This is a genomic window from Nonomuraea sp. NPDC050227 (assembly GCF_044459705.1).
Classification (GTDB): domain Bacteria; phylum Actinomycetota; class Actinomycetes; order Streptosporangiales; family Streptosporangiaceae; genus Nonomuraea.
Genome location: NZ_JBITJF010000010.1, coordinates 376,278 through 398,202, shown reverse-complemented (window position 1 = coordinate 398,202; position 21,925 = coordinate 376,278). Strand labels below are relative to the sequence as shown.

The 21,925-nt window shown below is 74.0% G+C and carries 24 protein-coding genes and 1 riboswitch; of the genes, 10 read left to right on the top strand and 14 right to left on the bottom strand.

Annotated elements, in window-relative coordinates; all coding sequences use genetic code 11:
• Positions 1 to 19 precede the first annotated feature (19 nt).
• Positions 20 to 556 (bottom strand): 2'-5' RNA ligase family protein, encoded by a 537-nt coding sequence (locus ACIBK9_RS35415; RefSeq protein WP_397163016.1) that lies wholly within the window; start codon positions 554 to 556, stop codon positions 20 to 22.
• A gap of 40 nt (positions 557 to 596) precedes the next feature.
• A complete protein-coding gene (locus ACIBK9_RS35410; protein ID WP_397163015.1) occupies positions 597 to 1,094 on the bottom strand; it encodes a winged helix-turn-helix transcriptional regulator in 498 nt (165 codons plus the stop codon).
• Between the two features lie 93 nt (positions 1,095 to 1,187).
• On the opposite strand from ACIBK9_RS35410, the gene ACIBK9_RS35405 reads away from it, so the two are divergent.
• The gene (locus ACIBK9_RS35405) at positions 1,188 to 1,568 is read left to right on the top strand and encodes a PPOX class F420-dependent oxidoreductase (protein ID WP_397163013.1); all 381 of its coding nucleotides are present in this window, start codon (positions 1,188 to 1,190) and stop codon (positions 1,566 to 1,568) included.
• Here ACIBK9_RS35405 and ACIBK9_RS35400 read toward each other — a convergent pair.
• Complete coding sequence (locus ACIBK9_RS35400; protein WP_397163012.1) at positions 1,537 to 2,655, bottom strand: hypothetical protein; 1,119 nt, start codon at positions 2,653 to 2,655, stop codon at positions 1,537 to 1,539. The genes ACIBK9_RS35405 and ACIBK9_RS35400 overlap by 32 nt on opposite strands.
• Before the next feature lie 120 nt (positions 2,656 to 2,775).
• On the opposite strand from ACIBK9_RS35400, the gene ACIBK9_RS35395 reads away from it, so the two are divergent.
• The gene (locus ACIBK9_RS35395; RefSeq protein WP_397163010.1) at positions 2,776 to 3,831 is read left to right on the top strand and encodes a sensor histidine kinase; all 1,056 of its coding nucleotides are present in this window, start codon (positions 2,776 to 2,778) and stop codon (positions 3,829 to 3,831) included.
• Positions 3,828 to 4,457: a response regulator gene (locus ACIBK9_RS35390; protein WP_397163008.1), complete on the top strand. Its 630-nt coding sequence runs from the start codon at positions 3,828 to 3,830 to the stop codon at positions 4,455 to 4,457. Before ACIBK9_RS35395 ends, ACIBK9_RS35390 begins: the two co-directional genes overlap by 4 nt.
• 31 nt (positions 4,458 to 4,488) lie before the next feature.
• Here ACIBK9_RS35390 and ACIBK9_RS35385 read toward each other — a convergent pair whose 3' ends face one another.
• Complete coding sequence (locus ACIBK9_RS35385) at positions 4,489 to 5,265, bottom strand: class I SAM-dependent methyltransferase (RefSeq protein ID WP_397163007.1); 777 nt, start codon at positions 5,263 to 5,265, stop codon at positions 4,489 to 4,491.
• A 105-nt stretch (positions 5,266 to 5,370) separates the two neighbouring features.
• Between ACIBK9_RS35385 and ACIBK9_RS35380 the strand changes: the two genes are divergently transcribed.
• A complete protein-coding gene (locus tag ACIBK9_RS35380) occupies positions 5,371 to 5,913 on the top strand; it encodes an RICIN domain-containing protein (RefSeq protein ID WP_387680869.1) in 543 nt (180 codons plus the stop codon).
• A 43-nt stretch (positions 5,914 to 5,956) separates the two neighbouring features.
• Here the strand turns inward: ACIBK9_RS35380 and ACIBK9_RS35375 are convergent, their stop codons facing one another.
• The gene (locus tag ACIBK9_RS35375) at positions 5,957 to 6,562 is read right to left on the bottom strand and encodes a TetR/AcrR family transcriptional regulator (protein WP_397163005.1); all 606 of its coding nucleotides are present in this window, start codon (positions 6,560 to 6,562) and stop codon (positions 5,957 to 5,959) included.
• A gap of 69 nt (positions 6,563 to 6,631) precedes the next feature.
• On the opposite strand from ACIBK9_RS35375, the gene ACIBK9_RS35370 reads away from it, so the two are divergent.
• Positions 6,632 to 8,173, top strand: coding sequence for an FAD-dependent monooxygenase (locus tag ACIBK9_RS35370; RefSeq protein ID WP_397163004.1), 1,542 nt, complete (start codon positions 6,632 to 6,634; stop codon positions 8,171 to 8,173).
• A gap of 29 nt (positions 8,174 to 8,202) precedes the next feature.
• On the opposite strand, the gene ACIBK9_RS35365 is transcribed toward ACIBK9_RS35370, so the two are convergent.
• Positions 8,203 to 8,523 (bottom strand): multidrug efflux SMR transporter, encoded by a 321-nt coding sequence (locus ACIBK9_RS35365; protein ID WP_352360314.1) that lies wholly within the window; start codon positions 8,521 to 8,523, stop codon positions 8,203 to 8,205.
• A gap of 2 nt (positions 8,524 to 8,525) precedes the next feature.
• Positions 8,526 to 9,173 carry an FMN-dependent NADH-azoreductase gene (locus ACIBK9_RS35360; protein WP_387680862.1) on the bottom strand — a complete coding sequence of 216 codons (648 nt, stop codon included), beginning with the start codon at positions 9,171 to 9,173 and terminating at the stop codon, positions 8,526 to 8,528.
• Positions 9,174 to 9,286: 113 nt separating this feature from the next.
• Here ACIBK9_RS35360 and ACIBK9_RS35355 point away from each other — a divergent pair, with 113 nt between their 5' ends.
• The gene (locus tag ACIBK9_RS35355; RefSeq protein ID WP_397163003.1) at positions 9,287 to 9,907 is read left to right on the top strand and encodes a TetR/AcrR family transcriptional regulator; all 621 of its coding nucleotides are present in this window, start codon (positions 9,287 to 9,289) and stop codon (positions 9,905 to 9,907) included.
• 16 nt (positions 9,908 to 9,923) lie between these two features.
• Here the strand turns inward: ACIBK9_RS35355 and ACIBK9_RS35350 are convergent, their stop codons facing one another.
• Positions 9,924 to 10,085 carry a hypothetical protein gene (locus ACIBK9_RS35350; RefSeq protein WP_397163001.1) on the bottom strand — a complete coding sequence of 54 codons (162 nt, stop codon included), beginning with the start codon at positions 10,083 to 10,085 and terminating at the stop codon, positions 9,924 to 9,926.
• 65 nt (positions 10,086 to 10,150) lie between these two features.
• A complete protein-coding gene (locus tag ACIBK9_RS35345; protein WP_397163000.1) occupies positions 10,151 to 11,095 on the bottom strand; it encodes an alpha/beta hydrolase in 945 nt (314 codons plus the stop codon).
• Positions 11,096 to 11,290: 195 nt separating this feature from the next.
• Positions 11,291 to 11,496: riboswitch (cobalamin riboswitch) on the top strand.
• Between the two features lie 128 nt (positions 11,497 to 11,624).
• Here ACIBK9_RS35345 and ACIBK9_RS35340 point away from each other — a divergent pair.
• Positions 11,625 to 14,060, top strand: coding sequence for a ribonucleoside-diphosphate reductase subunit alpha (locus tag ACIBK9_RS35340; protein ID WP_397162998.1), 2,436 nt, complete (start codon positions 11,625 to 11,627; stop codon positions 14,058 to 14,060).
• A gap of 17 nt (positions 14,061 to 14,077) precedes the next feature.
• Positions 14,078 to 15,073 carry a ribonucleotide-diphosphate reductase subunit beta gene (locus ACIBK9_RS35335; RefSeq protein WP_397162996.1) on the top strand — a complete coding sequence of 332 codons (996 nt, stop codon included), beginning with the start codon at positions 14,078 to 14,080 and terminating at the stop codon, positions 15,071 to 15,073.
• Positions 15,074 to 15,129: 56 nt separating this feature from the next.
• Here ACIBK9_RS35335 and ACIBK9_RS35330 read toward each other — a convergent pair whose 3' ends face one another.
• Positions 15,130 to 15,426 carry a DUF4287 domain-containing protein gene (locus tag ACIBK9_RS35330; protein ID WP_397162994.1) on the bottom strand — a complete coding sequence of 99 codons (297 nt, stop codon included), beginning with the start codon at positions 15,424 to 15,426 and terminating at the stop codon, positions 15,130 to 15,132.
• Between the two features lie 105 nt (positions 15,427 to 15,531).
• On the opposite strand from ACIBK9_RS35330, the gene ACIBK9_RS35325 reads away from it, so the two are divergent.
• Positions 15,532 to 16,377, top strand: coding sequence for an acyl-CoA thioester hydrolase/BAAT C-terminal domain-containing protein (locus tag ACIBK9_RS35325; RefSeq protein WP_397162992.1), 846 nt, complete (start codon positions 15,532 to 15,534; stop codon positions 16,375 to 16,377).
• 82 nt (positions 16,378 to 16,459) lie between these two features.
• Positions 16,460 to 16,966, top strand: a complete 507-nt coding sequence (locus ACIBK9_RS35320; RefSeq protein WP_397162990.1) for a GNAT family N-acetyltransferase — start codon at positions 16,460 to 16,462, stop codon at positions 16,964 to 16,966.
• Positions 16,967 to 17,055: 89 nt separating this feature from the next.
• On the opposite strand, the gene ACIBK9_RS35315 is transcribed toward ACIBK9_RS35320, so the two are convergent.
• The 4 genes from ACIBK9_RS35315 to ACIBK9_RS35300 form a co-directional block, all read right to left on the bottom strand.
• Positions 17,056 to 19,527 carry an AAA family ATPase gene (locus ACIBK9_RS35315; protein ID WP_397162989.1) on the bottom strand — a complete coding sequence of 824 codons (2,472 nt, stop codon included), beginning with the start codon at positions 19,525 to 19,527 and terminating at the stop codon, positions 17,056 to 17,058.
• A 94-nt stretch (positions 19,528 to 19,621) separates the two neighbouring features.
• Complete coding sequence (locus ACIBK9_RS35310) at positions 19,622 to 20,263, bottom strand: NAD(P)-dependent oxidoreductase (protein ID WP_397162987.1); 642 nt, start codon at positions 20,261 to 20,263, stop codon at positions 19,622 to 19,624.
• Complete coding sequence (locus tag ACIBK9_RS35305; protein WP_397162986.1) at positions 20,260 to 21,084, bottom strand: SGNH/GDSL hydrolase family protein; 825 nt, start codon at positions 21,082 to 21,084, stop codon at positions 20,260 to 20,262. The genes ACIBK9_RS35310 and ACIBK9_RS35305 overlap by 4 nt, the downstream gene beginning before the upstream one ends.
• Before the next feature lie 55 nt (positions 21,085 to 21,139).
• A complete protein-coding gene (locus ACIBK9_RS35300; RefSeq protein WP_358300470.1) occupies positions 21,140 to 21,916 on the bottom strand; it encodes an SDR family NAD(P)-dependent oxidoreductase in 777 nt (258 codons plus the stop codon).
• Between the last annotated feature and the right edge of the window lie 9 nt (positions 21,917 to 21,925).

Here is a 21,925-nt window from a genome sequence, read left to right as displayed (position 1 = left end):
ACGAAAGCCTGTCAGGCGCTCAGAAGTGGCGCCCGAGCGCGAAGGTCCGGTCCGCGTGCCAGCGGCGGCCGTCGGTGACCAGCAGGCGCACCTCGCGGACCCGGGCGGCCAGCGGCAGCCCCGCGGCCAGCTCGGCCTCCACGTGGTCGAGGAGCTCCGGCTCCTGCTGGTCGGCGACCGTGAGATGGGGGACGATCGAGGCGAACCGGCCGCCGTAGGGCGGGGCCTCGGGCCACCGGGCGGCGACCGCCTCCGTCAGCTCCCGGAACGGCCGCTCGGGGTCGGGGGAGAGGTAGAGCACCCCGGGGAACCTGCCGCATCCGGTGAACCGCACGTCGAAGGCGGGATGCGCGCCGATCAGCCGGTCGAGCGCCCCTTCGTCGAGACGGTCGCGATCGAGGAACGGGTAGAGGATCGTCACGTGCGCGGGGACGCCGTCGGCGGCGGCGGCGTCCAGCCGGGAGCGCCAGGGGCCGACCAGCGGCTCCGCTTCGGGGATCGCGACCACGAGCGCCGTTCCGCCGGCTCGGTACGGGCCCGGTTCCGTGGGAGGCATGACTCAGGCTCCCAGGCCGTCCGCGGCCCCGGCCACCGATTTACCCGGGCCCGCCGGTCGCGCCGCCGACCGCCGACTCATCCGGGACGACAGCCGCGCCGGGACCGGACAGCAGGTCGACGTCGCCGGCGTGCATCGGCGCGCCGCAGTGGGCGCAGCGCAGCTCCACGGCGCTGATCTCGCCGCAGGCGTGGTGGCGGTAGAGCACGGGCGGCCCGGCCTGGCCCGCGAGCCACCGGTCACCCCATCCGGCCATGACCATGAGCAGGTCGACCAGCTCGGCGCCCTTGGCCGTCAGGTGGTATTCGTGGCGCGGCCGCCGGTCGTAGGGGCGCCGTTCGAGGACGCCGTGGTCGACGAGGTGGGCGAGCCGTTCGGTCAGCACCTTACGGGAGATGCCGAGATCGGCCTGGAGCTGGTCGAACCGCCGCACTCCGGCCCACACGTCCCGCAGGATCAGCGGCGACCACGGCTCGCCGATCACGTCGAGGGTGCGGGCGATGGAGCAGGCCATCTCCGCGAAGTTCGTGCGCTGCATGGACCCACCCTACCTTTCGGGGTTCCCTGAAGGAACTCTCGGTGCTACGGTTACGGAGTCTCCTCAAGGAACTCCAGAATCCGGAGAGAACCCATGAAACTCGACCCCGACGTGCGCGGCGTGCTCGACGGCACCCCGATCGCCCACCTCGCCACCGTCCTGCCCGACGGCGCCCCCCATTCCGTCCCGGTCTGGATCGGCACGCACGGCGACCATGTCGCCGTCCTCACCGGCCCGCGCTCCCGCAAGGCGCTCAACCTGCGGCGCGACCCGCGGGTCGCGCTCTCCCTGACGCCGCCCGGCGACCCGTTCCGGCCGGTGCTCGTCCGGGGCAGGGTCGTGGAGTGGGTCGAGGGCGCGGCGGGCTGGGAGATCGTCGACCGGATCGCCGCGAAGTACATCGGCGGCCCCTACTCGCGCGCGGAGGAACGGGTCGTCCTGCTCATCGAGCCCGACCGGCAGAGCGCGGGCTGACCTCCGCCACCGGAGGCGGGCTCGCCCGGCGGCGCCGGTGGTAGCAGACAGTGGCGGTGGCCAGCGCGGCGCCCCACACCGGCCAGAAGCACTCCGGCAGCCAGGCTCCCCACTCCTCCAGGGCGAACCGGCCGGCCACGGTCCAGCGGATGTAGGTGAGCCCGGCCACCGTGACGATGATCGAGACGAACCCGGCCGGGACGACCGCCAGCAGCGGCGGCACCCGCCGGCCGCGCAGCCCAGGGATCCACCGCGGGAACACCTCGCCCCACCGCTGGACCAGCCCGAGGGTCAGCACGCCGCCCAGCGCCCCGAACGTCGCCAGGTACGCCCCCGCCAGCCACAGCCCGTCCTCGCCCGCGGCCAGGAACTCCGTGCTCACGCCGAGCGGGATGCCCAGCGCCCAGGCCCACCGGGTGGCGCAGTAGACCAGCGGCACCGCGACCGCCACGTACACCGCGATCCGCCCGCGCGCCGGGGTGAACCAGTTCCCGCGCCCGCGCCCGTGGTCCCGCGCGGCGGCGGCCAGCAGCAGGCCGCCCAGCACGCACACGAGCTGGTTGAGCACCGGCCACGGCCAGGCGTCGGCGAACGTCGCGCCGCCCAGCCCCCAGCCGAACAGGGGCGCGGCCAGGAGCAACGGCGTGTAGGCGACGCCCATCATCAGCCGCGAGTCCGGAACCACCAGCACCAGCAACGCGGCGATCGGCCAGGCCAGGACCGGCACCCGCCCCCACACCCCCTTCGCCGGGCGCTCACCACCCCGGGGGCTCGTCCCGGGTCGGCGCGGCGGTCCGGGCCGGAGCGGCGGAGGGTCGTTCGGTCCGGGGGCGTTCGCCGGGTGGGCGTCGTTGCGGCGGGTCAGGGCCAGTGCCGTCGCGGCCACCAGGGCCGAGAACGCCGCGATCCACCAGCCGAACGGCGGCGCCGTGCCGGCCAGGATCGACAGCGCGCCGTCGGGGTCGGGATCGTCGGCCCCCCAGGGGTAGCCGGGCGCCCCGAGCGCCCACGCCGCGCCGAGCAGGCCGTAGGCGACCGCCCACAGCGCCGCCGCGTACCCGTACCGGCCGGAAGTGAAGATCGTCATGCCGACGAGCCTTCCAGCGCGGGCGCACGACGGGCAGATGCCGTTCGGCACCTCCCGCGGGCCGCGGCAGTGCCGTTCGGCACGTGGGGGCGCGCGGCGCGGGCGCATATCGTGTCCCGGGTGAACGTGCTGTGGATGGCCGCCGCCGCGCTGCCGGCGGCGGTCGCCGTCGCCGTGGCGGCGATCGGGTTGTTCCTGACCGGGAGCAGGGCCGGGTGGCTCGCCTGGCTGGTCCTGCCGGCCGCGGGCGCGTCCCTGGCGGTCACGGCCCTGTGGCGGGTCGCCGCGGGGCCGTCCACGCCGGGGGTCGGCGCGCTGGGCATGGCCGAGAGCGCGGCGCTGACGGTCGCGGCCGGGCTGGTCGTCCGGTACGCGCCGGTCCGCCGGGCCGTGCCCGCGGCGCTGCTGGCGGGGCTCGCCGCGGCCACCTGGCTGCCGCGGGTCTTCACGCCGGCCTCCGCGCTGGAGGCGGTGGGGGCGTGCGCGTTCTGGGGGGCGGGCGTGCTGGCGGGCGCCGCCGTGGGCGCCTACCTGCGCCTGCTCGACGTACGGCAGCGGCGCGCGGTGGCCGACACCCGCACCGTCCTGCGGCTGCGGCTGGCCGGCGACCTGCACGACTTCCTCGCCCACGACATCAGCGAGATGGTCGCGCACGCCCAGGCGGGCGCCGTCGCGGGCGATCCGCTGCGGGCCCTGCGACGCGTCGAGGCGGCCGGTCAACGGGCCCTGTCCACGCTCGACCGCACGCTCGACATGCTCCACCACGACCGGCCCCTCGGCCCGTCCGGCGACCTGGACGGCGTCGCCGAGGCCGCCGCGCGCTTCTCCGCCGCCGGATCCGCGCACGTCGGCGTGCGGATCGACCGCGCGGCGGCCGTCCCGGCGGAGACGGCGGCGCTGGCCTACCGGATCGTGATCGAAGGGCTGACCAACATCCGGCGGCACGCGCCGCGGGCCGGCCGCGTCGAGCTGTCCGTCACGACGCCGGGCGACGTCCTGGAGATCACCCTGACCAACGACGGGACGTCCGGCGCGGCGGGCCGCCGGCGCGGCGGCTCGGGCCTGCCCGGCCTGGCCGCGCTCGTCGCCGAACAAGGGGGCGAGCTGGTCGCGGGGGCCGTGCCGGACGGGTGGTCGCTGGCGGCGCGGCTGCCGCTGCGACAATCTCCCGGGTGAGCATCCGCATCCTCGTCGCCGACGACCAGGAGGGCATCCGCGACGCCTTCCGCCTGATCCTCGACGCCCAGCCCGACCTGAGCGTGGTGGCCGAGGCGGCCGACGGCCGCACCGCGATCGACACCGCCCTCGCCGTCCGGCCGGACGTGGTCCTCGCCGACATCCGCATGCCCGGCGCCGACGGCATCGAGGTGACCCGCGCCCTGGCCGGCACCGGCATCCACGTGGTGGTCGTCACCACGTTCGGGCTGGAGGAGTACGTGCAGGCGGCGCTCAGGCACGGCGCGGCCGGGTTCGTGCTGAAACGTTCGGGCCCCGCGCTGCTCGTGGAGGCCGTCCGGGCGGCGGTGAACGGCGACATGCTCATCAGCCCCCAGCTCACCGTCCGGCTGCTGCGCGGCACCGGCCCGGAACGGGAGGTCTCGGACGTGGTGCTGACCGAGCGGGAGGACGAGATCGTGGCCCTGGTGGCTCAGGGGCGGACCAACGCGGAGATCGCCGCCGAGCTCTTCCTGTCCCCGGGGACGGTGAAGAACCATGTCGCCGCGGTCCAGCGCAAGATCGGCGCGAGGAACCGCGTGATGATCGCGGGATGGGCGTGGGCGACCGGCAGGGCCCAGCCGTGACGGGGTGCGCCCGTCCGTGCCGTGCCGCCGGTCAGGGGAGGTGGCGGGCCAGGTAGAGGGCCGTCTCGACGTTCAGGGCGACCTGCTCGCCGAGCGTGTCGAGGAGCGTGCCGAACAGGTTCTCGCGCACGTCCTCGGCCAGGATGCGGTAGGACGACTGGGTGGACAGCAGGGCGACGTAGTCGGCGGCCGAGACCGTGCGTCCCGACCGGTAGAGGCGGGTGCCGAGGTCGCCGAACTCGGGCGGCAGCCCCATCTCCCGGGCCCACTCGCGGGCTCCGGCCTCCTCGCCGATGGGCCTGCCGATCGGGCCGGTGTTGGGCCTGATGTGCGGGGCGAACCGCTCGTGCGCGGCCAGCAGCCGCGCGGTCACCCCCTCGTCGGCGGGCCAGTCGACGTTCCAGAACAGGGCGAGCCCGCCGCCCGGGGCCAGCGCCGCGGCGGCCCGCTGCCAGCGCACCTCCTTGTCGACCCAGTGCCACGCCTGGGCGCAGTACAGCAGGCCGAACGCCCGCTCCGGGACGTACTCCTCGAACGCCGAGACGGTGACCGTCACGTTCGGCCGGCCGGCGGTCCGCCGGGCCAGCACGGCGGCCATGGCCGGATCCGGCTCGGTGGCCACGACCTCGACGCCGGTCGCCGCGAACAGCTCCGTCGCCTTCCCCGTGCCCGCGCCCACCTCCAGCGCGGGCCCTCCGGCGTAGGCCAGCACGTCCGCGGCCAGCTTCGCCGGGTAGCCGGGCCGGACCCTGTCGTACTCGTCGGCGACCTCGCCGAAGACCCTTCCTTGAATCCGTTGTGTTGTCATGTGCACGATCCTCATTCATGATCGTCCAGGCGCACAACCCCGCCGGCGCACATTGAGTACGCGCTACTCAGGCCGTACGAGCCCGGCCGTCGCACGCTTGGTCGCATGAAGACACACCTCCTTCGCCCGGCGGCCGTCGCCGCCCCGCTGCTCGTCCTCGCGCTCACCGCCGCCCCGGCGCCCGCGTCGGCCTCGTCCGTCTGGGCCGCCTCCAACGTCCAGCTCGTCAACCGGCAGACCGGCAAGTGCCTGACCATCGCCGGGGGCGTCAGCACGGAGAACAACGTGCACGCCGTCCAGTACGACTGCGACAGCCACCCCTCCCGCCGCTGGGACGTGTGGGGCTACTCCAGCGCGGCCCTGCAGGTCAGGAACCGGCAGACCGGCAAGTGCCTGACCATCGCCGGCGGCGTCAGCACCGAGAACAACGTCGTCGCCCTGCAGTACACCTGCGACACCCACCCCTCGCGCTACTGGGCGCTCGGCAACCGCGTCGGCCAGTACGTCGAGTTCCGCAACGTGCAGACCGCCAAGTGCCTGACCATCGCCGGCGGGGTCAGCACCGCCAACAACCTGGAGGCCGTCCAGTACACCTGTGACGGGCACCCGTCCAGGTTCTGGGAGATCCGCGACTACTACGGGAGCTGACCGGCTCGCCGCCACGGGGAGGCCGTCCCCTGGTGGCCGCCGGTCAGCCGGAGGACGCGCCCAGCAGGGGCAGCCACACCTCGTCCACGATCTCGGCGATCGACTCCTCCGGCACCCGGCGCATCGTGACGAGCATGTCGTGCCGGAGCAGGTCCAGCGGCAGGTTCACCACCCTGGACGAACGCGGCACGTCGGGCAGCTCGCCGCGCTCGACCGCCCGGCCCACGATCGTCTCGAACGCGGTCGCCCGGCCGGGCGGCAGCAGGGTGTCGCGCAGCTCGGTGAGGCTGGTGCCGGCCTCCCGGAAGTAGTCGGCGAGCTGCACGCTCATCAGCGTCAGCATGCCCGCGCGGTCGTCGCCGGCGTTGCGCAGGAACCCGACGGCGTCCTCGCGCAGGCTGCCGGTGTCGGGCACGTCGATCAGCCGCCAGAACTTGGCGAGGGTGGCCAGCAGCAGGTCGTCGCGCCGGGGCCAGCGCCGGTAGAGCACCGGGCGGCTGGTGCCGGCGCGGGCGGCGACGGCCTCGAAGGTGAAGCCGTGGTAGCCGTGCTCGACCAGCACCTGCCAGGCGGCGTCGAGGATCGCCTCCTCCAGCGCGGGGCCGCGACGGCGGGACGCGCCACCGGGGGCAGGGTGCTTGAGATTCACTTGCGTATCTTATCCCGGCGCTCTACGGTGGCCGGAATTAGATACAGCCCTGTACCCAAAGGACCGTCCATGATGTTCGACGTCATCGTCGTCGGCGCCGGGCCCGCCGGCCTCTTCCTCGCCTGTGAGCTGCGCCTGGCCGGCGTGCGGCCGCTGGTGCTGGAACGACGGCCGGAGCCCGACCTGTCGGACAAGGCCCACGGCCTGGCCGGGCAGGTCGTCCGGCTGCTGGACCACCGCGGCCTGTTCGAACGCTGCGGCGGCCGGGGCGTCCCGGCGCCGGCGCCGGGCCACTTCTTCGGCGGGATGCCGTTGCCGCTGCACACGCTCGGCGAGGCCAACCCGATGTACCTGCTGCCCTGCGACCAGCGCGACCTCGAACGGGTGCTCGCCGCGCGCGCGGCCGAACTGGGCGCGGAGGTGCGGCGCGGCCAGGAGGTGATCTCCTTCGGCCAGGACGCCGACCGGGTCGAGGTCGTGACCCGCGGCCCCGGCGGCGCCGAGACCACCCTCACCGCCCGCTACCTGGTCGGCTGCGACGGCGGCCACAGCATGGTCAGGAAGGCGGCGGGCATCGGCTTCCCCGGCGTCAGCGACGACCACGTCGTGGACCGCTCGGCCCTCATCGGCCCGAGCGAGCACGTCCGGATCCTGCCCGGCGGGCGCGTCCTGATCGAGGGGCTCGGCGAGATCCCCGCCCACTTCCACCGCACCGATCGCGGCGTCTTCACCCTCCTGGCCCACGACCCGCGGCGGCCGCTGATCAACACCGCCGAGTGGGAGGAGCATCCGGCGGGCGGCTTCCCGGGGCCGGGCGCGCCGATGACGCTGGCCGAGATGGAGAAGAGCGTCGAACGCGTCCTCGGGGTGCGCCTGCCGCTGAGCCCGCCGCCCGAGGGAGCGCCGGTCATGCTGCGCCGGCTGTGCGGGCGCAACACCCGGCTCGCCGACCGCTACCGCGCCGGACGCGTCTTCATCGCCGGCGACGCCGCCCAGGTGAGCCACGGGCCCACCCTGAACCTGGCGCTCCAGGACGCCGCCAACCTGGCCTGGAAACTCGCCGCCACGCTCCGGGGGCAGGCCCCGGAAGGGCTCCTGGACAGCTACGAGACCGAGCGCCGCGCGTGCGCGGAACGCGTGGTCACCCAGACCCTGGCCGCGACCGCCCTGCTGGCGCCCGGCGCCGAGGTCACCGCGCTACGACGGCTGTTCGCCGAGCTCCTGGGCCGTACGGAGAACCTGCGCATGATCGCCGAGCTGATGGCGGGCGGCGACGTCCGCCACGACATGGGGGAGGAGCGGCCCGCCGGGCCCACCGGCTGGTTCGCGCCGTCCCTGGCGCTGACCACCGGCGACGGGCGGCCGCGGCGCCTGGCCGAGCTGATGCGCGACGCCCGCCCCCTGCTCCTGGACCTGACCGGCGGCGACGCCCTGGCCGCCGCCGCCGCGCCCTGGCTCGGCCGGGTGCGCCACGTGGCCGCCACCGCCGCCACCGCCGCCGACGCTCCCGCCCCGGCGCTGCTCGTCCGGCCCGACGGCTACGTCGCCTGGGCGGGCGCGGGCCCCGACGGCCTCAGGGCCGCCCTCGCCCGCTGGTTCGGCCCGAGCTGAGCCGGGCCGTCCGTCCGGACGGGGAGGGGTCACTCCGGGCTGGTGAGGCGGGCCAGCACGATGCCGCCGACGATCAGCGCCAGCGCCGCCATCCGGCCGATCGACATCGGGTCCTTGTGCACGACGACGCCCAGGGCGATCGCGCCGACCGCCCCGATGCCGGTGAAGACCGCGTACGCGGTGCCGACCGGGAGGGTCTTCATCGAGTACGACAGCAGCCAGACCGCGGCCACCATGAGGACGAAGCAGATCAGCGTGGGCAGCGGCCTGGTGAAGCCCTGGGTGGGCTTGATGCTCTGCGCCCAGGCGATCTCGACCAGCCCGGCCAGCCCGAGGATGAGCCAGTTCATCGTCAGAACTCCTTCCCCAGGTCGCGGGCGCCGCGCAGCGCGGCGGCGTACAGCTCGTCGTGCTGGGCGCGCAGGTGGAACAGGCCGGGGTCGACGCGGGAGTTGGCCAGCTCGGCGGCGACGACGGTGGTGTCCTCGACGGCGAAGTGGCCGGCGAAGAAGTCACGCAGGTAGCGCTCCTGGTAGTCGAACCTGGCCTTGGGGGCGCCGGGCGAGTAGGCCCCGCCGCGCGCGGTGGTGACCACGAAACGCCGCCCGGCCAGGGACATCTTGGGGAAGGTCACCTGGTCGAGCCAGGCCTTGAGCGCCGACGGGATCGAGTAGTTGTACATCGGGGTGGCGATCAGCACCACGTCCGCGGCCACCAGCTGCGACAGCAGCGGCTCGACGATCGCCCAGGCGGCGGCCTGCTCCGGGGTGCGGGCGGCCTCGTGGTAGCGGGAGATGTCGGTGATCTGGTTGGCCATGACGTAGTCGCACAGCTCGGTCCACGCCTCCCCGATGTGCGGCACCGGCTCGGCGGCCAGGTCGCGGTGGACGTAGGTGCCCTCGGGGTGGGCGGACCGCCACGCCTCGGCGAAGGCGTCGCCGAGCTCGCGGCTGATCGAACGGCGTCGGGCGCTGGCGTCCAGGTGCAGCAGAACGGCCATGGGAGGGGCTCCTCGAAATAAGTGGACATGACGTCCGTTTTGCGGTCGAGGTGACCGTAGCAACTAAGCGGGCACGTTGTCCACTTATGTCGGGGTGGGTTAGAGTCGCCGCCATGGAGTCCCGTACCGAGTTGCTGACCGGGCGTCCCGTGGCGGAGGCGGGCCGCCCGCGCGAGCGCGCCGACGCCGCCCGCAACCGCGCCAAGGTGCTCGCCGCCGCGGCCGAGCTGTTCGCCACCCGCGACCCGCGCGGCGTGACCATGGACGACATCGCCAAGGCCGCCGGCGTCGGGCGGGGCACGCTCTACCGCCGCTATCCCGACACCGTCTCGATCGCGCAGGCCCTGCTGGACGAGCACGAGCGCGAGCTGCAGGAACGCCTGCTGCGCGGCGACCCGCCGCTCGGCCCCGGCGCGCCCCCCGCCGACCGGCTCGCCGCCTTCTACGCCGCGATGGTCGGCCTGCTGGACGAGCACATCTCGCTCGTCCTGGGCGCCGAGCAGGGCGCGTTGCGCTACGCCACCGGCGCCTACGGGTTCTGGCGGGCGCACGTACGGGTGCTGCTGGGCGAGGCGGGCGTCCCGGAGACCGAGGCGCTGGCCGACATCCTCCTCGCCCCGCTGGGCCCCGACGTCTACGCCGAGCAGCGCAGGCGCGGGCTCACCCCCGAGCAGATCACCGCCGCCCTGGCCCGGCTGGCGCACGGCATCGTCGCCCGGGACGCCGGGCGCTGACCGCGCCGGCGGCGGCTCAGCTCGGTGGCCCGGCAGTCGAGGGCGAGCGCGTTCCCGGTGATGACGGCGGCGGGGAAGCCGGGCCCATGTCGTCGTCCAGCGCCGGGCTGCGGTGCAGGCGGACGAACCGCTCGCACAGCGCGAGGTCGTCCGGGTCCAGGATCTCCAGCCGGATCATGAAGCAGAACCCGGCGCCGCGCGCGAGAGGCCGGCCCGTCCTCGCCTGCCCGCTCCGGTCGCGGGTTACGCGGTGAGGGCGTCGCGGAGGAAGCCCAGGATGTCCGCCCGCGCGTCCTCGGCCTGGGGGGCCAGCACCGGCATGCTGAGGAAGGCGTGCCCGGCCCCGGGGTACTCGGCCAGGCGGGCGGGGGTGCCGGCGGCCCGCAGCGCCTCGGCGTAGCGGCGGCCGTGGTCGGCGATCGGGTCGTGGGTCGGCACCGCCACGAGCGCCGGGGCCAACCCGCCCAGGTCGCCGGCGTGCAGCGGGGAGAGCGCGCGGGCGTCCGTCCCCTCGGGCACGGCGAGCCGGTGGAACAGCCGCAGCACCGGCACGCTGAGCGTCGGGGTGTCGGCGTACTGGGCCGTCGACGGGTGGTCGAACATCGTCCCGGCCACCTCCACGGCGGGGTTGACCAGCACCTGGGCCTTCAGGGGCAGACCGGCGTCGCGGGCCCTGATCGCCGCCAGGGCGCAGATCAGGCCGCCGCAGCTCTCGCCGAACAGGACGGCCCGCGCCGGGTCGACGCCCCACTGCGCGGCGTGCTCCAGCACGTGCCGGAGCACGTCCCAGCCGTCGTCGGCGGCGGCGGCCAGCGGCGTGTGCCGGTCGAGCAGGCGGTGGTCCACCGAGACGACGACGGCGGGCAGGTGGGCGGCGAGGTGGCTGTTGACCCAGTCGCTCTGCGGCGCCGTGCCGACGAAGCCGCCTCCGTGCACGTGCAACACGAGCGGCAGGACGTCCCCCGGCTCGGCCGCTCGGGGCCGGTGGACCCGGACGCGGATGTCGCGGCCGGGCAGCGCCACCGTCCGCCAGTCGATGGCGGCGCCGGGATCCGGCCGGCCGGTGATCGCCTGTGCCTCGACGGAGGCGCGCAGCCGGTTCTCCGCCTCGACGTAGGCGGCCAGTTCGGCGGGGGTGACGGTGTCCCAGTCCGGCGTGACCGGACGCAGGCCGGTGGTTTCGCTCATGCTCGTCTCCTCAGGTTTTCGCTACTTGAAGTATCGATACCTAAGGTAGCGAAAACGGGGCGTCGCGGGCCTGTGGCGTCGATCACAATCGGGCCGCCAGGCCGGCGGGCGCGGCCCCGTGGCGGACGGCCGGATCGGAGCGTGGGTTCTTCGCAACACGAGATGTTGGGTGTGACTTTTTGATCCGCCCTATATATGGTGTCTCCCGCAGCCGGTTCGGTCGCCCCGCCAGGGCGGCCGAGGCAAGAGGGAACCCGGTGGGAATCCGGGACTGCCCCGCAGCGGTGAGTGGGAACGACCGCCGTCAGACGCACTGGGCCGAAGGCCCGGGAAGCGACGGCCAGTAGGCAGCGACAGCATGCCCATGAGTCCGAAGACCTGCCGGCGCGCCGCGCGCGATCATGCGCGCGCGGCTGGTCCGAGGCCGCGCGGGACGGTGGACGGCACCGGCGAGAGGGCTGTGGCGCCTCGCCGTCCGCCTCCTGCGCGCGTTCTCGGCCACTGACCGAGTTCACGAGGGGAGAGCGCAGTGACGGTCACAGGGGACCCGATGACGGACCTGGCCGGGACGGCGCGGGCGGACGCCGACAGGTCCGCGCCGCGGCGCGTCCAGATGCAGGTGCGCAAGCGCAACGGCACCGCGGAGCCGGTCGACGTCAACAAGATCGTACGTGCGGTGGAGCACTGGGCGACCGATCTGACGGACATCGACCCGATGCGGGTGGCCACCAAGACGATCAGCGGCCTCTACGACGGGGCCACCACCGCCGAGCTGGACCGGCTGTCCATCCAGACGGCCGCCGAGATGATCGGCGAGGAGCCGCAGTACTCGCGCCTGGCCGCGCGGCTGCTGTCGGGCTACATCGACAAGGAGGTCCGCGGGCAGGGCGTGGCCTCCTTCAGCCAGGCGATCCGGCTGGGCCACGCCGAGGGGCTCATCGGCGACGAGACCGCCGAGTTCGTCAACGCCAACGCCCGCAAGCTCGACGACGCCATCGACGTCACCGCCGACCTGCGGTTCGAGTACTTCGGGCTGCGCACGGTCTATGACCGTTACCTGCTGCGCCACCCGTCCACCCGGCTGGTGGTGGAGACGCCGCAGTACTGGCTGCTGCGCGTGGCCTGCGGGCTGGCCGAGACGCCCGCCGAGGCGGTCGGCTTCTACCGGCTCATGTCGTCGCTGGCCTATCTGCCCAGCTCGCCGACGCTGTTCAACTCCGGCACCCGGCACACCCAGATGTCCTCCTGCTACCTGGTCGACTCGCCCCGTGACGAGATCGGCTCCATCTACGACCGTTACGCCCAGGTGGCGCAGCTGTCGAAGTTCGCCGGCGGGATCGGCATCTCCTGGTCGCGGGTGCGCTCCCGGGGCGCGCTGATCCGCGGCACGAACGGGCACTCCAACGGCATCGTCCCGTGGCTGCGCACGCTCGACGCGTCCGTGGCCGCCGTCAACCAGGGCGGCCGGCGCAAGGGCGCGGCCTGCGTCTACCTGGAGCCCTGGCACCCGGACGTCGAGGAGTTCCTGGAACTGCGCGACAACACCGGCGAGGACGCCCGCCGCACCCACAACCTCAACCTGGCCAACTGGATCCCCGACGAGTTCATGCGCCGGGTCGAGGCCGACGGCACCTGGTCGCTGTTCGACCCCGACGAGGTCCCCGAGCTGCCCGACCTGTGGGGCGAGGCGTTCGAGGAGGCCTACCGCGCCGCCGAGCGCGACGGCCGGTACGTCCGGCAGGTCAAGGCCCGCGACCTGTACGCCAAGATGATGCGCACCCTGGCCCAGACCGGCAACGGCTGGATGACCTTCAAGGACGCCGCCAACCGCCTGTGCAACCAGGCGGCCGAGCCCGGCAACGTCGTGCACCTGTCCAACCTGTGCACCGAGATCGTCGAGGTGTCCAGCGACGCCGAGACCGCGGTCTGCAACCTGGGCTCGGTCAACCTCGCCGCCCACCTGGCGGGCACGGGCCCCGGCGGCGACATCGACGGCGGCATCGACTGGGAGCGGCTGCGCGCCACCGTCCGCACCGCGGTCACCTTCCTCGACCGGGTGATCGACATCAACTACTACCCGAGCGAGCAGGCCGCGGCCAGCAACCCGCGCTGGCGCCCGGTCGGCCTCGGCGTGATGGGCCTGCAGGACGTCTTCTTCGCCCTGCGCCTGCCGTTCGACTCGGCCGAGGCCAAGGAGCTGTCCACCCGGATCGCCGAGGAGATCTACCTGTCGGCGCTGGAGACCTCCGCCGGCCTGGCCGAGCGCTTCGGCGCCCACCCCGCCTACGACCAGACGTGGGCGGCCCGCGGCCGGCTCCAGCACGACCTGTGGGGTCAGAGCGGCACCCAGGCCGGGCGCTGGGACGCGGTGCGCGAGCGCATCGCCGCCCACGGCCTTCGCAACTCGCTGCTGATCGCGATCGCGCCGACCGCCACCATCGCCTCGATCGTCGGCTGCTACGAGTGCATCGAGCCGCAGGTGTCCAACCTGTTCAAGCGCGAGACGCTGAGCGGGGAGTTCCTGCAGATCAACAACGCGCTGGTGGCCGAGCTGAAGTCGCGCGGCCTGTGGAACGACCGCGTCCGGGCGGCCATCAAGCAGGCCGAGGGCTCGGTGCAGGGCATCGCCGAGCTGCCGGAGGACGTGCGCCGGCTGTTCCGCACCGCCTGGGAGCTGCCGCAGCGGGCGCTGATCGACATGGCCGCCGCGCGCTCGCCGTTCATCGACCAGAGCCAGTCGCTCAACCTGTTCATGAGCGCGCCGACGATCGACAAGCTCTCCTCGATGTACCTGTACGCCTGGAAGTCCGGCCTGAAGACCACCTACTACCTGCGCTCGCGCCCGGCCACCCGTATCCAGCAGGCCACCGTGCCCCTCGCGCACCCCGCGCCCCTCGCGAACAAGTCCGAGGAGGCCCTGGTGTGCTCCCTGGAGAACCCCGAGTCGTGCGAGGCCTGCCAGTGACCCCCGAGGAGAATCCGATGTTGCTCGACCCGGGCATGAGCCTGACCCTGCGGCCCATGCGCTACCCCCTGTTCTTCGACCGCTACCGCGACGCGATCAAGAACACCTGGACGGTCGAGGAGGTGGACCTGCACTCCGACCTGAGCGACCTGCCCAAGCTGTCGGCGGCCGAGCGCCACCTGGTCAGCCGCCTGGTCGCCTTCTTCGCCACCGGCGACACGATCGTGGCCAACAACCTGGTGCTCAACCTCTACCAGCACGTCAACGCCCCCGAGGCGCGCCTGTACCTGAGCAGGCAGCTGTTCGAGGAGGCGGTGCACGTCCAGTTCTACCTGAACCTGCTGGACACGTACGTGCCGGACGAGGAGGAGCGGTTCGCGGCGTTCGCGGCGGTGGAGAACATCCCCTCCATCCGGCGCAAGGCCGAGTTCTGCTTCCGCTGGATCGACTCCATCGGCAGCCTCCAGCGGCTGGAGACCCGCGAGGACCGGCGGGCGTTCCTGCTCAACCTGATCTGCTTCGCCGCCTGCATCGAGGGCCTGTTCTTCTACGGCGCGTTCGCCTACGTCTACTTCCTGCGCTCGCGCGGCCTGCTGAACGGGCTGGCCTCGGGCACCAACTGGGTCTTCCGCGACGAGTCCATGCACATGGCCTTCGCCTTCGACGTGGTGGACGTCGTCCGGCAGGAGGAGCCGGACCTCTTCGACGCGGAGATGGCGAGCCAGGTCAGGGAGATGCTGGCCGAGGCGGTCGACTGCGAGGCGCAGTTCGCCGAGGACCTGCTCGGGCAGGGCGTGCCCGGCATGTCGACCGCGGACATGCGGTCGTACCTGGAGCACGTGGCCGACCGGCGGCTGGCCCAGCTCGGCATCGAGCCGCTGTACGGGGCGAAGAACCCGTTCGCGTTCATGGAGCTGCAGGACGTGCAGGAGTTGTCGAACTTCTTCGAGCGGCGGGTGTCGGCGTACCAGGTGGGGGTGACCGGCTCGGTCAGCTTCGACGCCGACTTCTGACCCTTACAGATCTACAACGTAAAGTCGTGCGGCGGGGTTCGCCCCCGCCGCGCGGGTCAGGCAGGCTCCGGGCGGTTGTCCTTGCCGTCCAGCCAGAGGACGTCGGACTCGTCGCGGTGGGAACCGGTGGTGCCGACGTGCTTGGCGTCGATCCGCGGACCCTTCTTGATCACGTGGACGAGGGCCATGGCGTGGCCGCGTCCGAGGTCGTAGTCCTGTTTGAGCCAGTCGATGATCGTCCCGGCCTTGGTGGACGGGGCGTCGAAGCCGCGTTCCCTGGCCAGGGCGATGAACTCACGGGGGGTCAGTCCGGTCTTGCCTTCGATGTTGTCCAGGTAAGCCTGGAAGGACATGGTGTTCTCCGCTCGTCATGGGGTGTTGCGGCCATGATGCACCATTTCGGTGGGTGCGCCGTCTCAGTAGAATGCCGTTCCGCCGAGTGCCGAGGGGTGACGGTGATGGACGAGCGCGAACTGAGCTGCCCGTGGGAAGGCGTCCTGGTCACACCGGGCCCGGCCGTTCGCACGGGCGTGCTCGTGCTGGCGGGGTCGAGCGGGCGGATCGAGCGGGACAGGGCCCGCCTGCTGGCCGCGGAGGGGGTGACCGCGCTGTCGATCCGCTGGTTCGGCGGGCCGGGGCAGCCGCCGGGCATCTGCGAGATCCCGCTGGAGACGTTCGTGTCGGCCGTCGATCTGCTGGAGTCCACCGGCGTCCGGCGGGTCTGCGTGCTGGGCATGTCGAAGGGGGCCGAGGCCGCGCTGCTGACCGCCGTCCGGGACCGGCGGATCGGCGGGGTGGTGGCGTTGTCGCCGACCTCGCTCGTGTGGGGCAACGTCGGGCCGGGGCCGGACGGGGAGAAACGTCCCTACCGGTCGTCCTGGACGTGGAAGGGACGGCCGCTGCCGTTCGTCCCGTACGACGACGACTGGGCCGAGGCCGAGCCCGAGCACGGCCCGCTGGCCCTGCGCGAGCTGTACGAGCTCAGCCAGCGCACGTTCGCCGATCTGTTGCCGGCCGCGGAGATCCCGATCGAGGCGGCGGCGGCCGACGTGCTGCTGGTGGCGGGCGGGGATGACGCCATGTGGCCGTCCCTGCCGTTCGCCCGGCGGCTGGCCGCGCGGCGTCGTGCCGCCGGCCGCCCGGTGCGGGTGGTCAGCCGGGCCGAGGCCGGTCATCGTCCGCGCCTGCCGGGGGAGGGGCCCGCCCCCGAGTCGCCGGACTTCCTCTACGGGGGCGACCCGGTCGCCGACGCCGGGCTCGGAGCCGACGCCTGGCCGCACATCCTCGACCTGCTGCACGGCTGACGCCCGCGGGTCCCCTGCGATGATCGTCTTCTGCTAGTTTGTACCTTCCGGCCGGATGTTGCATCTGGCCGAGAGTGCTTGTATGACCATTTCTCCGGTAAACGTGCGGCCCGTCGAGGCCGCGGATCACCCCACCGTCGAACGCCTCTGGCTCATGTTCCGCCACGACATGGCGGACTTCCAGGGCGGGCTCCCCGACCCCGACGGCACCTACCACGGCGACCGCCTGCGCACCGCCCTCGATGACGACGACTGGACGGCCTACCTGTTCACCAGCGGCGACCGGCCGGTCGGGTTCGCGTTCGTGCGTGCGGCGGCCGGCCCGGTCCGGGTGCTGAACAGCTTCTTCGTGGTCCGCGGGGCGCGCCGGTCGGGGATCGGGCTGCGGGTCGTCCGGGAGGTGATCTCCCGGCATCCCGGGCCGTGGCGGATCGCCTTCCAGGACGCCAACACGGCGGGCGTGGCGTTCTGGCGGCGCGTCGCGACCGAGTTCGCCGGCGAGGCGTGGACGGAGGAGCGCCGGCCCGTCCCGAACCGCCCGGACGTCCCGCCGGACGTGTGGATCTCCTTCACCGCAGCCGAAATCTGATGGTGTGGTACGTTTTCGCCACGCATTCGAACTGAGGGGGTGAGACCGATCAACGTTGTGACAGGTCGGGGCTCCCTCACGCGCATCGCCTAGGGAGCGCCCGCACAAGGCATCCCGAAAGGCTCAGGACGCGCATGCGTTTTCTCTCCCGGACGTCGGCCGACGGCGTCATCGAACGATCCTTCGCCCTCGGCGACATCCCCGGCGTCCTGTGGACCCCGCAGGACGCCGAACCCCGCGGCCTGGTCCTCATCGGGCACGGCGGCGGGCAGCACAAGCAGGCCCCGGGCGTCGTGGGACGCGCGCACCGGCTGGCGGCCGAACGCGGCTTCGCGGCGGCGGCCATCGACGCGCCGGCCCACGGCGACCGGCCCGGAAGCGCCGAACACGAGCGGATCATCGCCGCGATGCGGGAGCGGATGGCCGGCGCGGGCGACCCCACCCCGCTGCTGGCCGAGCTGCACACGCTGCTGGCCGCCCAGACCGTGCCGGAGTGGCGGTCGGTCCTGGACGCGCTCGGCGACCAGGGGCCGGTGGGTTACTGGGGCGTGTCGCTGGGCTGCGCCCTGGGGATCCCGCTGGTGGCCGCCGAGCCGCGGATCGGCGCGGCGGTCCTGGGGCTGAGCGGCACCTCGCTCGCCTCGGTCCAGGCCGCCGCCGGGATCACCGTCCCGGTGCGGTTCCTGCTGCAGTGGGACGACGAACGGGTGCCGCGGGCCGAGGCCCTGGCCCTGTTCGACGCCCTGGCCTCGGCCGAGAAGACCCTGCACGCCAACCCCGGCGGGCACGCGGACGTGCCGGACTTCGAGATCGACAGCGCCCTGCGCTTCCTCGCCGACCGGCTGGCCTGAGGCCGCCGCCGGCCGGGTGGCCGTCCCGGCCGGCGGGCCGCCGATGAGTACGGGCGGGCGCGGCTGAGCACGTGCGTGCTCACGACAGGGGACCCGCGGCGCGGCCACCATCGTGGTGCAGGAAGACCATGGCGCGTCGCCCAGGGGGGCGAGCACCGCCAGCCCACCGGTCGCGTACGCCGCCATCGCGATCGCCGCCACCATCAGCGCGTACTCCCAGCCGTGGGCGAGGGCGGCCTCGTGCTCGCGTCCGGCGAGCCGCGCGGCCAGGTCCGCACGGCAGGCCAGGAGCGCGCCCTGCACCTGGACCAGCGCGGTGGTCGGCGGCAGCCACGGCATGTTCTCCACCGCCTCGGCCAGCACGGGATCGCGCGCGTCGTGCGGCGGCGCGGGCGGCCGGCCGCCGTAGGCGCCGGCCAGCTCGTGCGCCAGGCGGGCCTTGACCTCGGCCTCGTTGTTGACCATCCCCGCCCGGAACAGCGGCGGCAGCTCCGACAGCGCCGGGCGCAGGTCGCCGGAGAACGCCGCGAACACCGAGCTCAGGGCCGCCCGCTCCTCGGCGTGCTCCGGGGTCAGGGCCGCGTCGCGGGCGAGCTGTTCGGCCAGCGGCAGGTCGAGCAGCGTCCAGGCGCGCCGGGTGGCGGTCAGCAGCATGCCGGGCGGCGGCTGGACGCCGGCGTCGAGGCTCCAGCGGACGATGCGCAGCGCGTCGGAGCGGCGGCGGGCCCCCGTGGCGGCGATGGCCTCGGCCAGCACGCGCTTGGCCCTGCGGGTGCGCAGCTCCGGGCAGCCGTCGCGCAGCGCCTCGCCGTACAGGGGGTGGGCCAGGCGGAGCAGGGAGCGGCGGCCGTCGCGCTGGATCCACAGCAGCCCGCGCGCCTCCAGGCGGGTGAGCAGGTCTTCGGGGACGAGCCGGGTGACCACGCCGACCGAGACGGGCTCGGCCAGGGCGAGCAGTTCGAGCGCCCACCGTTCCTGGTCGGCGAGCGCGCCGAGCCGCCTGGCCACCAGCTCGGTCAGCCGGGGGGCGACCAGCCAGGGGCCCTCCCACCGCCACACGCCCTTGGTCTCGGCCAGCGTCCCGGCCTGCATGCCGGCCAGCACGACCTCGCGCAGCAGGAGCGGGTTGCCGGCGGTCAGCTCGTGCAGACGGCGCACGGTGAGCTCGGCCGCCTGGCCGCCGAGCACCTCGTGCAGCACCTGGCCCACCTCGGACGGCGACAGCGCGGCCGGCTCGATCCGCTCGGCCAGCCCTTCGGTCCACAACGCGGCCAGCCACTCGGAGAACGGCTCGCCGGCGCGCAGCACCACCAGCACGAACGCGGCCCGCGTCCGGGCCAGGTGGCGCAGCACGGCCGCCGACTCGTCGTCGAGCAGGTGGGCGTCGTCCACGACGACCACCGCGCGCCGCGACCCGGCCGTCAGGGCCGCGACCATGGCCCGCACCAGCACGCCGCGGCTGGCCACGCCCACGACGCCGTCGGGCACGAGCACGCCGAGCGGACCGAGCGGCACGTCGGAGTTGCCCGAGGTGGCCGGCACGGAATGCACGACGAACCGGGACGGATCGAGCGTGGCCAGCGCCTCGTACACCAGCCGGCTCTTGCCGACGCCCGGCGGGCCGGTGATCGCCAGCGCGCCGGCCGCCGGATCGCGCAGGGCGGTGGTGACGCGGCCCAGATCGGACTCCCTGCCCACGAACGGCCACATGCCCGCCTCCCGCTGCGTCGTCTGCCGCAGTCTGACACGCCGGACGGGCGCGAGTCAGCCGGAATGTCGCCTTCGCCGGCGTTCGCCTGCCAGGTCAGGAGCCGCCGGCGATCTCGACGACGGCGTGGCGGTTGTGCTCGTCGGTGAGGTGGTCGAGCAGGTAGTGGGCCAGGTCGGCGCGGGAGATCGAGCCCGCCTTGGCCAGGGGCGCGTTCTCGGCGGTGCGGTAGCGGCCGGTCAGGGGCCCGTCGGTGAGCATCGGCGGGCGCACGATCGTCCAGTCGATGTCGTGGGCGGCGGTGACGGCGGCCTCCATGCGTCTCATGTCGGCGTAGCCGTGCCGGTAGAGGCGCTGGATCACGAAGCGGGTGACCAGGCGGCGGCCCAGCGGCGTGCCCGGCGGGATGTCCAGGCCCGCCGACGACAGGCACAGCAGGCGGCGCACCCCGCTGTCGCGCATGGCGGCGATGACGTTGGCGGTGCCCTGGGAGTAGACGGTGGTGGGGTGGCCGCGGTCGGTGCTGCCCAGGCAGGACAGCACGGCCTCGTGCCCGGCGACGGCCTCCCGCCAGGGGCCGGGGGTCAGCACGTCGCCGCCGATCACGCTCACCCGCTCGCCCGCCGGGACGCGGGCGGGGTCGCGGGCCAGGACGGTGACGTCGTGCCCGGCGGCGACCGCCTGCTCGACCACCTGGCGTCCGGTGCCGCCGGTCGCGCCGAGGACCATCAGCCTCATGCCGCACCGGCCAGGGCCCGTACGACGGCCTCGGCGATCTCGCGCTGGCCGTCGATGCTCAGGTGCACGCCGTCGTCGAGGAAGTGGTGGTCCTCGCGGACGGCGAGCCTGGTGTCCACGGTCGGCTCGGGACGGCCCAGCAGGTGGTCGGCGGTGGCGTCGACGTCCTTGCCGGCCCAGGTGATGCCGGCGCGCCGGAAGTGCGGGTAGGCGGCGGCGCGCGGCTCGTCGAAGGGGCTCGGGGTGAGCCAGACCCAGCGGACGGGCCCGCGCTGCTGGGCCAGGTCGTGCAGCATGGCCAGGTTGCGCTCGGTCTCGGCGGCGCTGACCAGGGTCGGCGCGTCGGGGGCGAGGTGCTGGGCGTCGTTGGCGCCGATCATGCACAGCACCAGGTCGGGCCGCTGGAAGCCGAGGGCGGGGAGCTGGGTGATCGCCTGGGTGGTGGTGCTGCCGGTGATCGCCAGGTTGGTGAAGCGGACGGCGTCGCCGGGACGGCGCAGCGCGACCAGCTGGCGCAGGATCTCGAACCAGGACAGGCGGTCGGCGGTGGTGCTCTCGCCGAGGGCCACCACGTGGAAGGCGTCGCGGGAGCCCTCGGGGCGCAGCGGCAGCCGGTCGACGGCGTCGGCGAGGCCGGGCCGGGCCAGCAGCGTCTCGGCGGCCTGCCGGGTCTGGTGGTCGAAGGCGTCCAGCAGCGCGCGGTAGGCGTCGGCGTCGAGGCCGAACAGGGCGGCGAGGCGGGCCTCGTCCGCGCCGATCAGGTACGGCAGGGCGCCGGGCCGCTGGAACCGGACGAGCCGTTCGGTCATCGGGTCGGTCATGACAGGGCCTCCGTCTGGACGGTGGATGCGGGGGACGGGCGGAGCACGGCGTTCATCACGAGACCCGTCCGCCGGTGAGGTCGAGGGTCGCCCCGGTCACCCAGGAGGCGGCGGGCGAGGCGAGGTAGAGGACGGCCTGGGCGACGTCGGCGGGACGGCCGACGCGCCCGAGCGGGAAGGCCGCGGCGAGCTGGGCGAGCCGCTCGGCGGGCAGCGCGGCGAGCTTGTCGTTGAGCACGGCCGAGGGCGCCAGGCAGTTGACCCGCACGCCGTCGCCGCCCACCTCGGCGGCCAGGTGCCGGGCGAACATGACCACGCCCGCCTTGGCGGCGGCGTAGGCGGCGTTGGCGCCTCCGGGCTGCCGGCCCGCGGTGGACGACATCAGGATGATCGACCCGGCGCGCCGCTCCAGCATGCCCGGCAGGAACTCGTGGACGGTGAGGAACACCGAGGTCAGGTCGGACTCCAGCACGGCGCGCCAGCGGCCGGGGTCGAGCCCCGCGGTCGGCGCGGGCGCGCCCTGCCCGCCGGCGAACGGGGCCAGGATCTCCACCGGTCCGAGCGCGGCCTCCACCTCGGCGCGGATGCGGGCCAGGGCGCCGGTGTCGGTCACGTCGCCGGGCGCGGCCAGCGCCCGGCCGCCCTCGGCGGTGATCGAGGCGACGACGCGGTCCACCGCCTCGGTGTCGCGGCCGGTGACCGCGACCCGGACGCCGTTGGCGGCCAGCGCGTGGCAGGTCGCCGCGCCGATGCCGCGGGAACCGCCGGTGACGAGGGCGACCTTGCCCTCCAGTCCTGGATGTCTGGGCCAGTCAGGCCGGTCGGTGGTCATCGCATATTG

What these genes read in the sequence shown, in the direction of transcription:
- ACIBK9_RS35415 (WP_397163016.1), bottom strand. Translation starts at nt 556, where the DNA reads ATGCCTCCCACGGAACCGGGCCCGTACCGAGCCGGCGGAACGGCGCTC.
- ACIBK9_RS35410 (WP_397163015.1), bottom strand. Translation starts at nt 1,094, where the DNA reads ATGCAGCGCACGAACTTCGCGGAGATGGCCTGCTCCATCGCCCGCACC.
- ACIBK9_RS35405 (WP_397163013.1), top strand. Translation starts at nt 1,188, where the DNA reads ATGAAACTCGACCCCGACGTGCGCGGCGTGCTCGACGGCACCCCGATC.
- ACIBK9_RS35400 (WP_397163012.1), bottom strand. Translation starts at nt 2,655, where the DNA reads ATGACGATCTTCACTTCCGGCCGGTACGGGTACGCGGCGGCGCTGTGG.
- ACIBK9_RS35385 (WP_397163007.1), bottom strand. Translation starts at nt 5,265, where the DNA reads ATGACAACACAACGGATTCAAGGAAGGGTCTTCGGCGAGGTCGCCGAC.
- ACIBK9_RS35380 (WP_387680869.1), top strand. Translation starts at nt 5,371, where the DNA reads ATGAAGACACACCTCCTTCGCCCGGCGGCCGTCGCCGCCCCGCTGCTC.
- ACIBK9_RS35370 (WP_397163004.1), top strand. Translation starts at nt 6,632, where the DNA reads ATGATGTTCGACGTCATCGTCGTCGGCGCCGGGCCCGCCGGCCTCTTC.
- ACIBK9_RS35365 (WP_352360314.1), bottom strand. Translation starts at nt 8,523, where the DNA reads ATGAACTGGCTCATCCTCGGGCTGGCCGGGCTGGTCGAGATCGCCTGG.
- ACIBK9_RS35360 (WP_387680862.1), bottom strand. Translation starts at nt 9,173, where the DNA reads ATGGCCGTTCTGCTGCACCTGGACGCCAGCGCCCGACGCCGTTCGATC.
- ACIBK9_RS35355 (WP_397163003.1), top strand. Translation starts at nt 9,287, where the DNA reads ATGGAGTCCCGTACCGAGTTGCTGACCGGGCGTCCCGTGGCGGAGGCG.
- ACIBK9_RS35350 (WP_397163001.1), bottom strand. Translation starts at nt 10,085, where the DNA reads ATGATCCGGCTGGAGATCCTGGACCCGGACGACCTCGCGCTGTGCGAG.
- ACIBK9_RS35345 (WP_397163000.1), bottom strand. Translation starts at nt 11,095, where the DNA reads ATGAGCGAAACCACCGGCCTGCGTCCGGTCACGCCGGACTGGGACACC.
- ACIBK9_RS35335 (WP_397162996.1), top strand. Translation starts at nt 14,078, where the DNA reads ATGTTGCTCGACCCGGGCATGAGCCTGACCCTGCGGCCCATGCGCTAC.
- ACIBK9_RS35330 (WP_397162994.1), bottom strand. Translation starts at nt 15,426, where the DNA reads ATGTCCTTCCAGGCTTACCTGGACAACATCGAAGGCAAGACCGGACTG.
- ACIBK9_RS35325 (WP_397162992.1), top strand. Translation starts at nt 15,532, where the DNA reads ATGGACGAGCGCGAACTGAGCTGCCCGTGGGAAGGCGTCCTGGTCACA.
- ACIBK9_RS35320 (WP_397162990.1), top strand. Translation starts at nt 16,460, where the DNA reads ATGACCATTTCTCCGGTAAACGTGCGGCCCGTCGAGGCCGCGGATCAC.
- ACIBK9_RS35315 (WP_397162989.1), bottom strand. Translation starts at nt 19,527, where the DNA reads ATGTGGCCGTTCGTGGGCAGGGAGTCCGATCTGGGCCGCGTCACCACC.
- ACIBK9_RS35310 (WP_397162987.1), bottom strand. Translation starts at nt 20,263, where the DNA reads ATGAGGCTGATGGTCCTCGGCGCGACCGGCGGCACCGGACGCCAGGTG.
- ACIBK9_RS35305 (WP_397162986.1), bottom strand. Translation starts at nt 21,084, where the DNA reads ATGACCGACCCGATGACCGAACGGCTCGTCCGGTTCCAGCGGCCCGGC.
- ACIBK9_RS35300 (WP_358300470.1), bottom strand. Translation starts at nt 21,916, where the DNA reads ATGACCACCGACCGGCCTGACTGGCCCAGACATCCAGGACTGGAGGGC.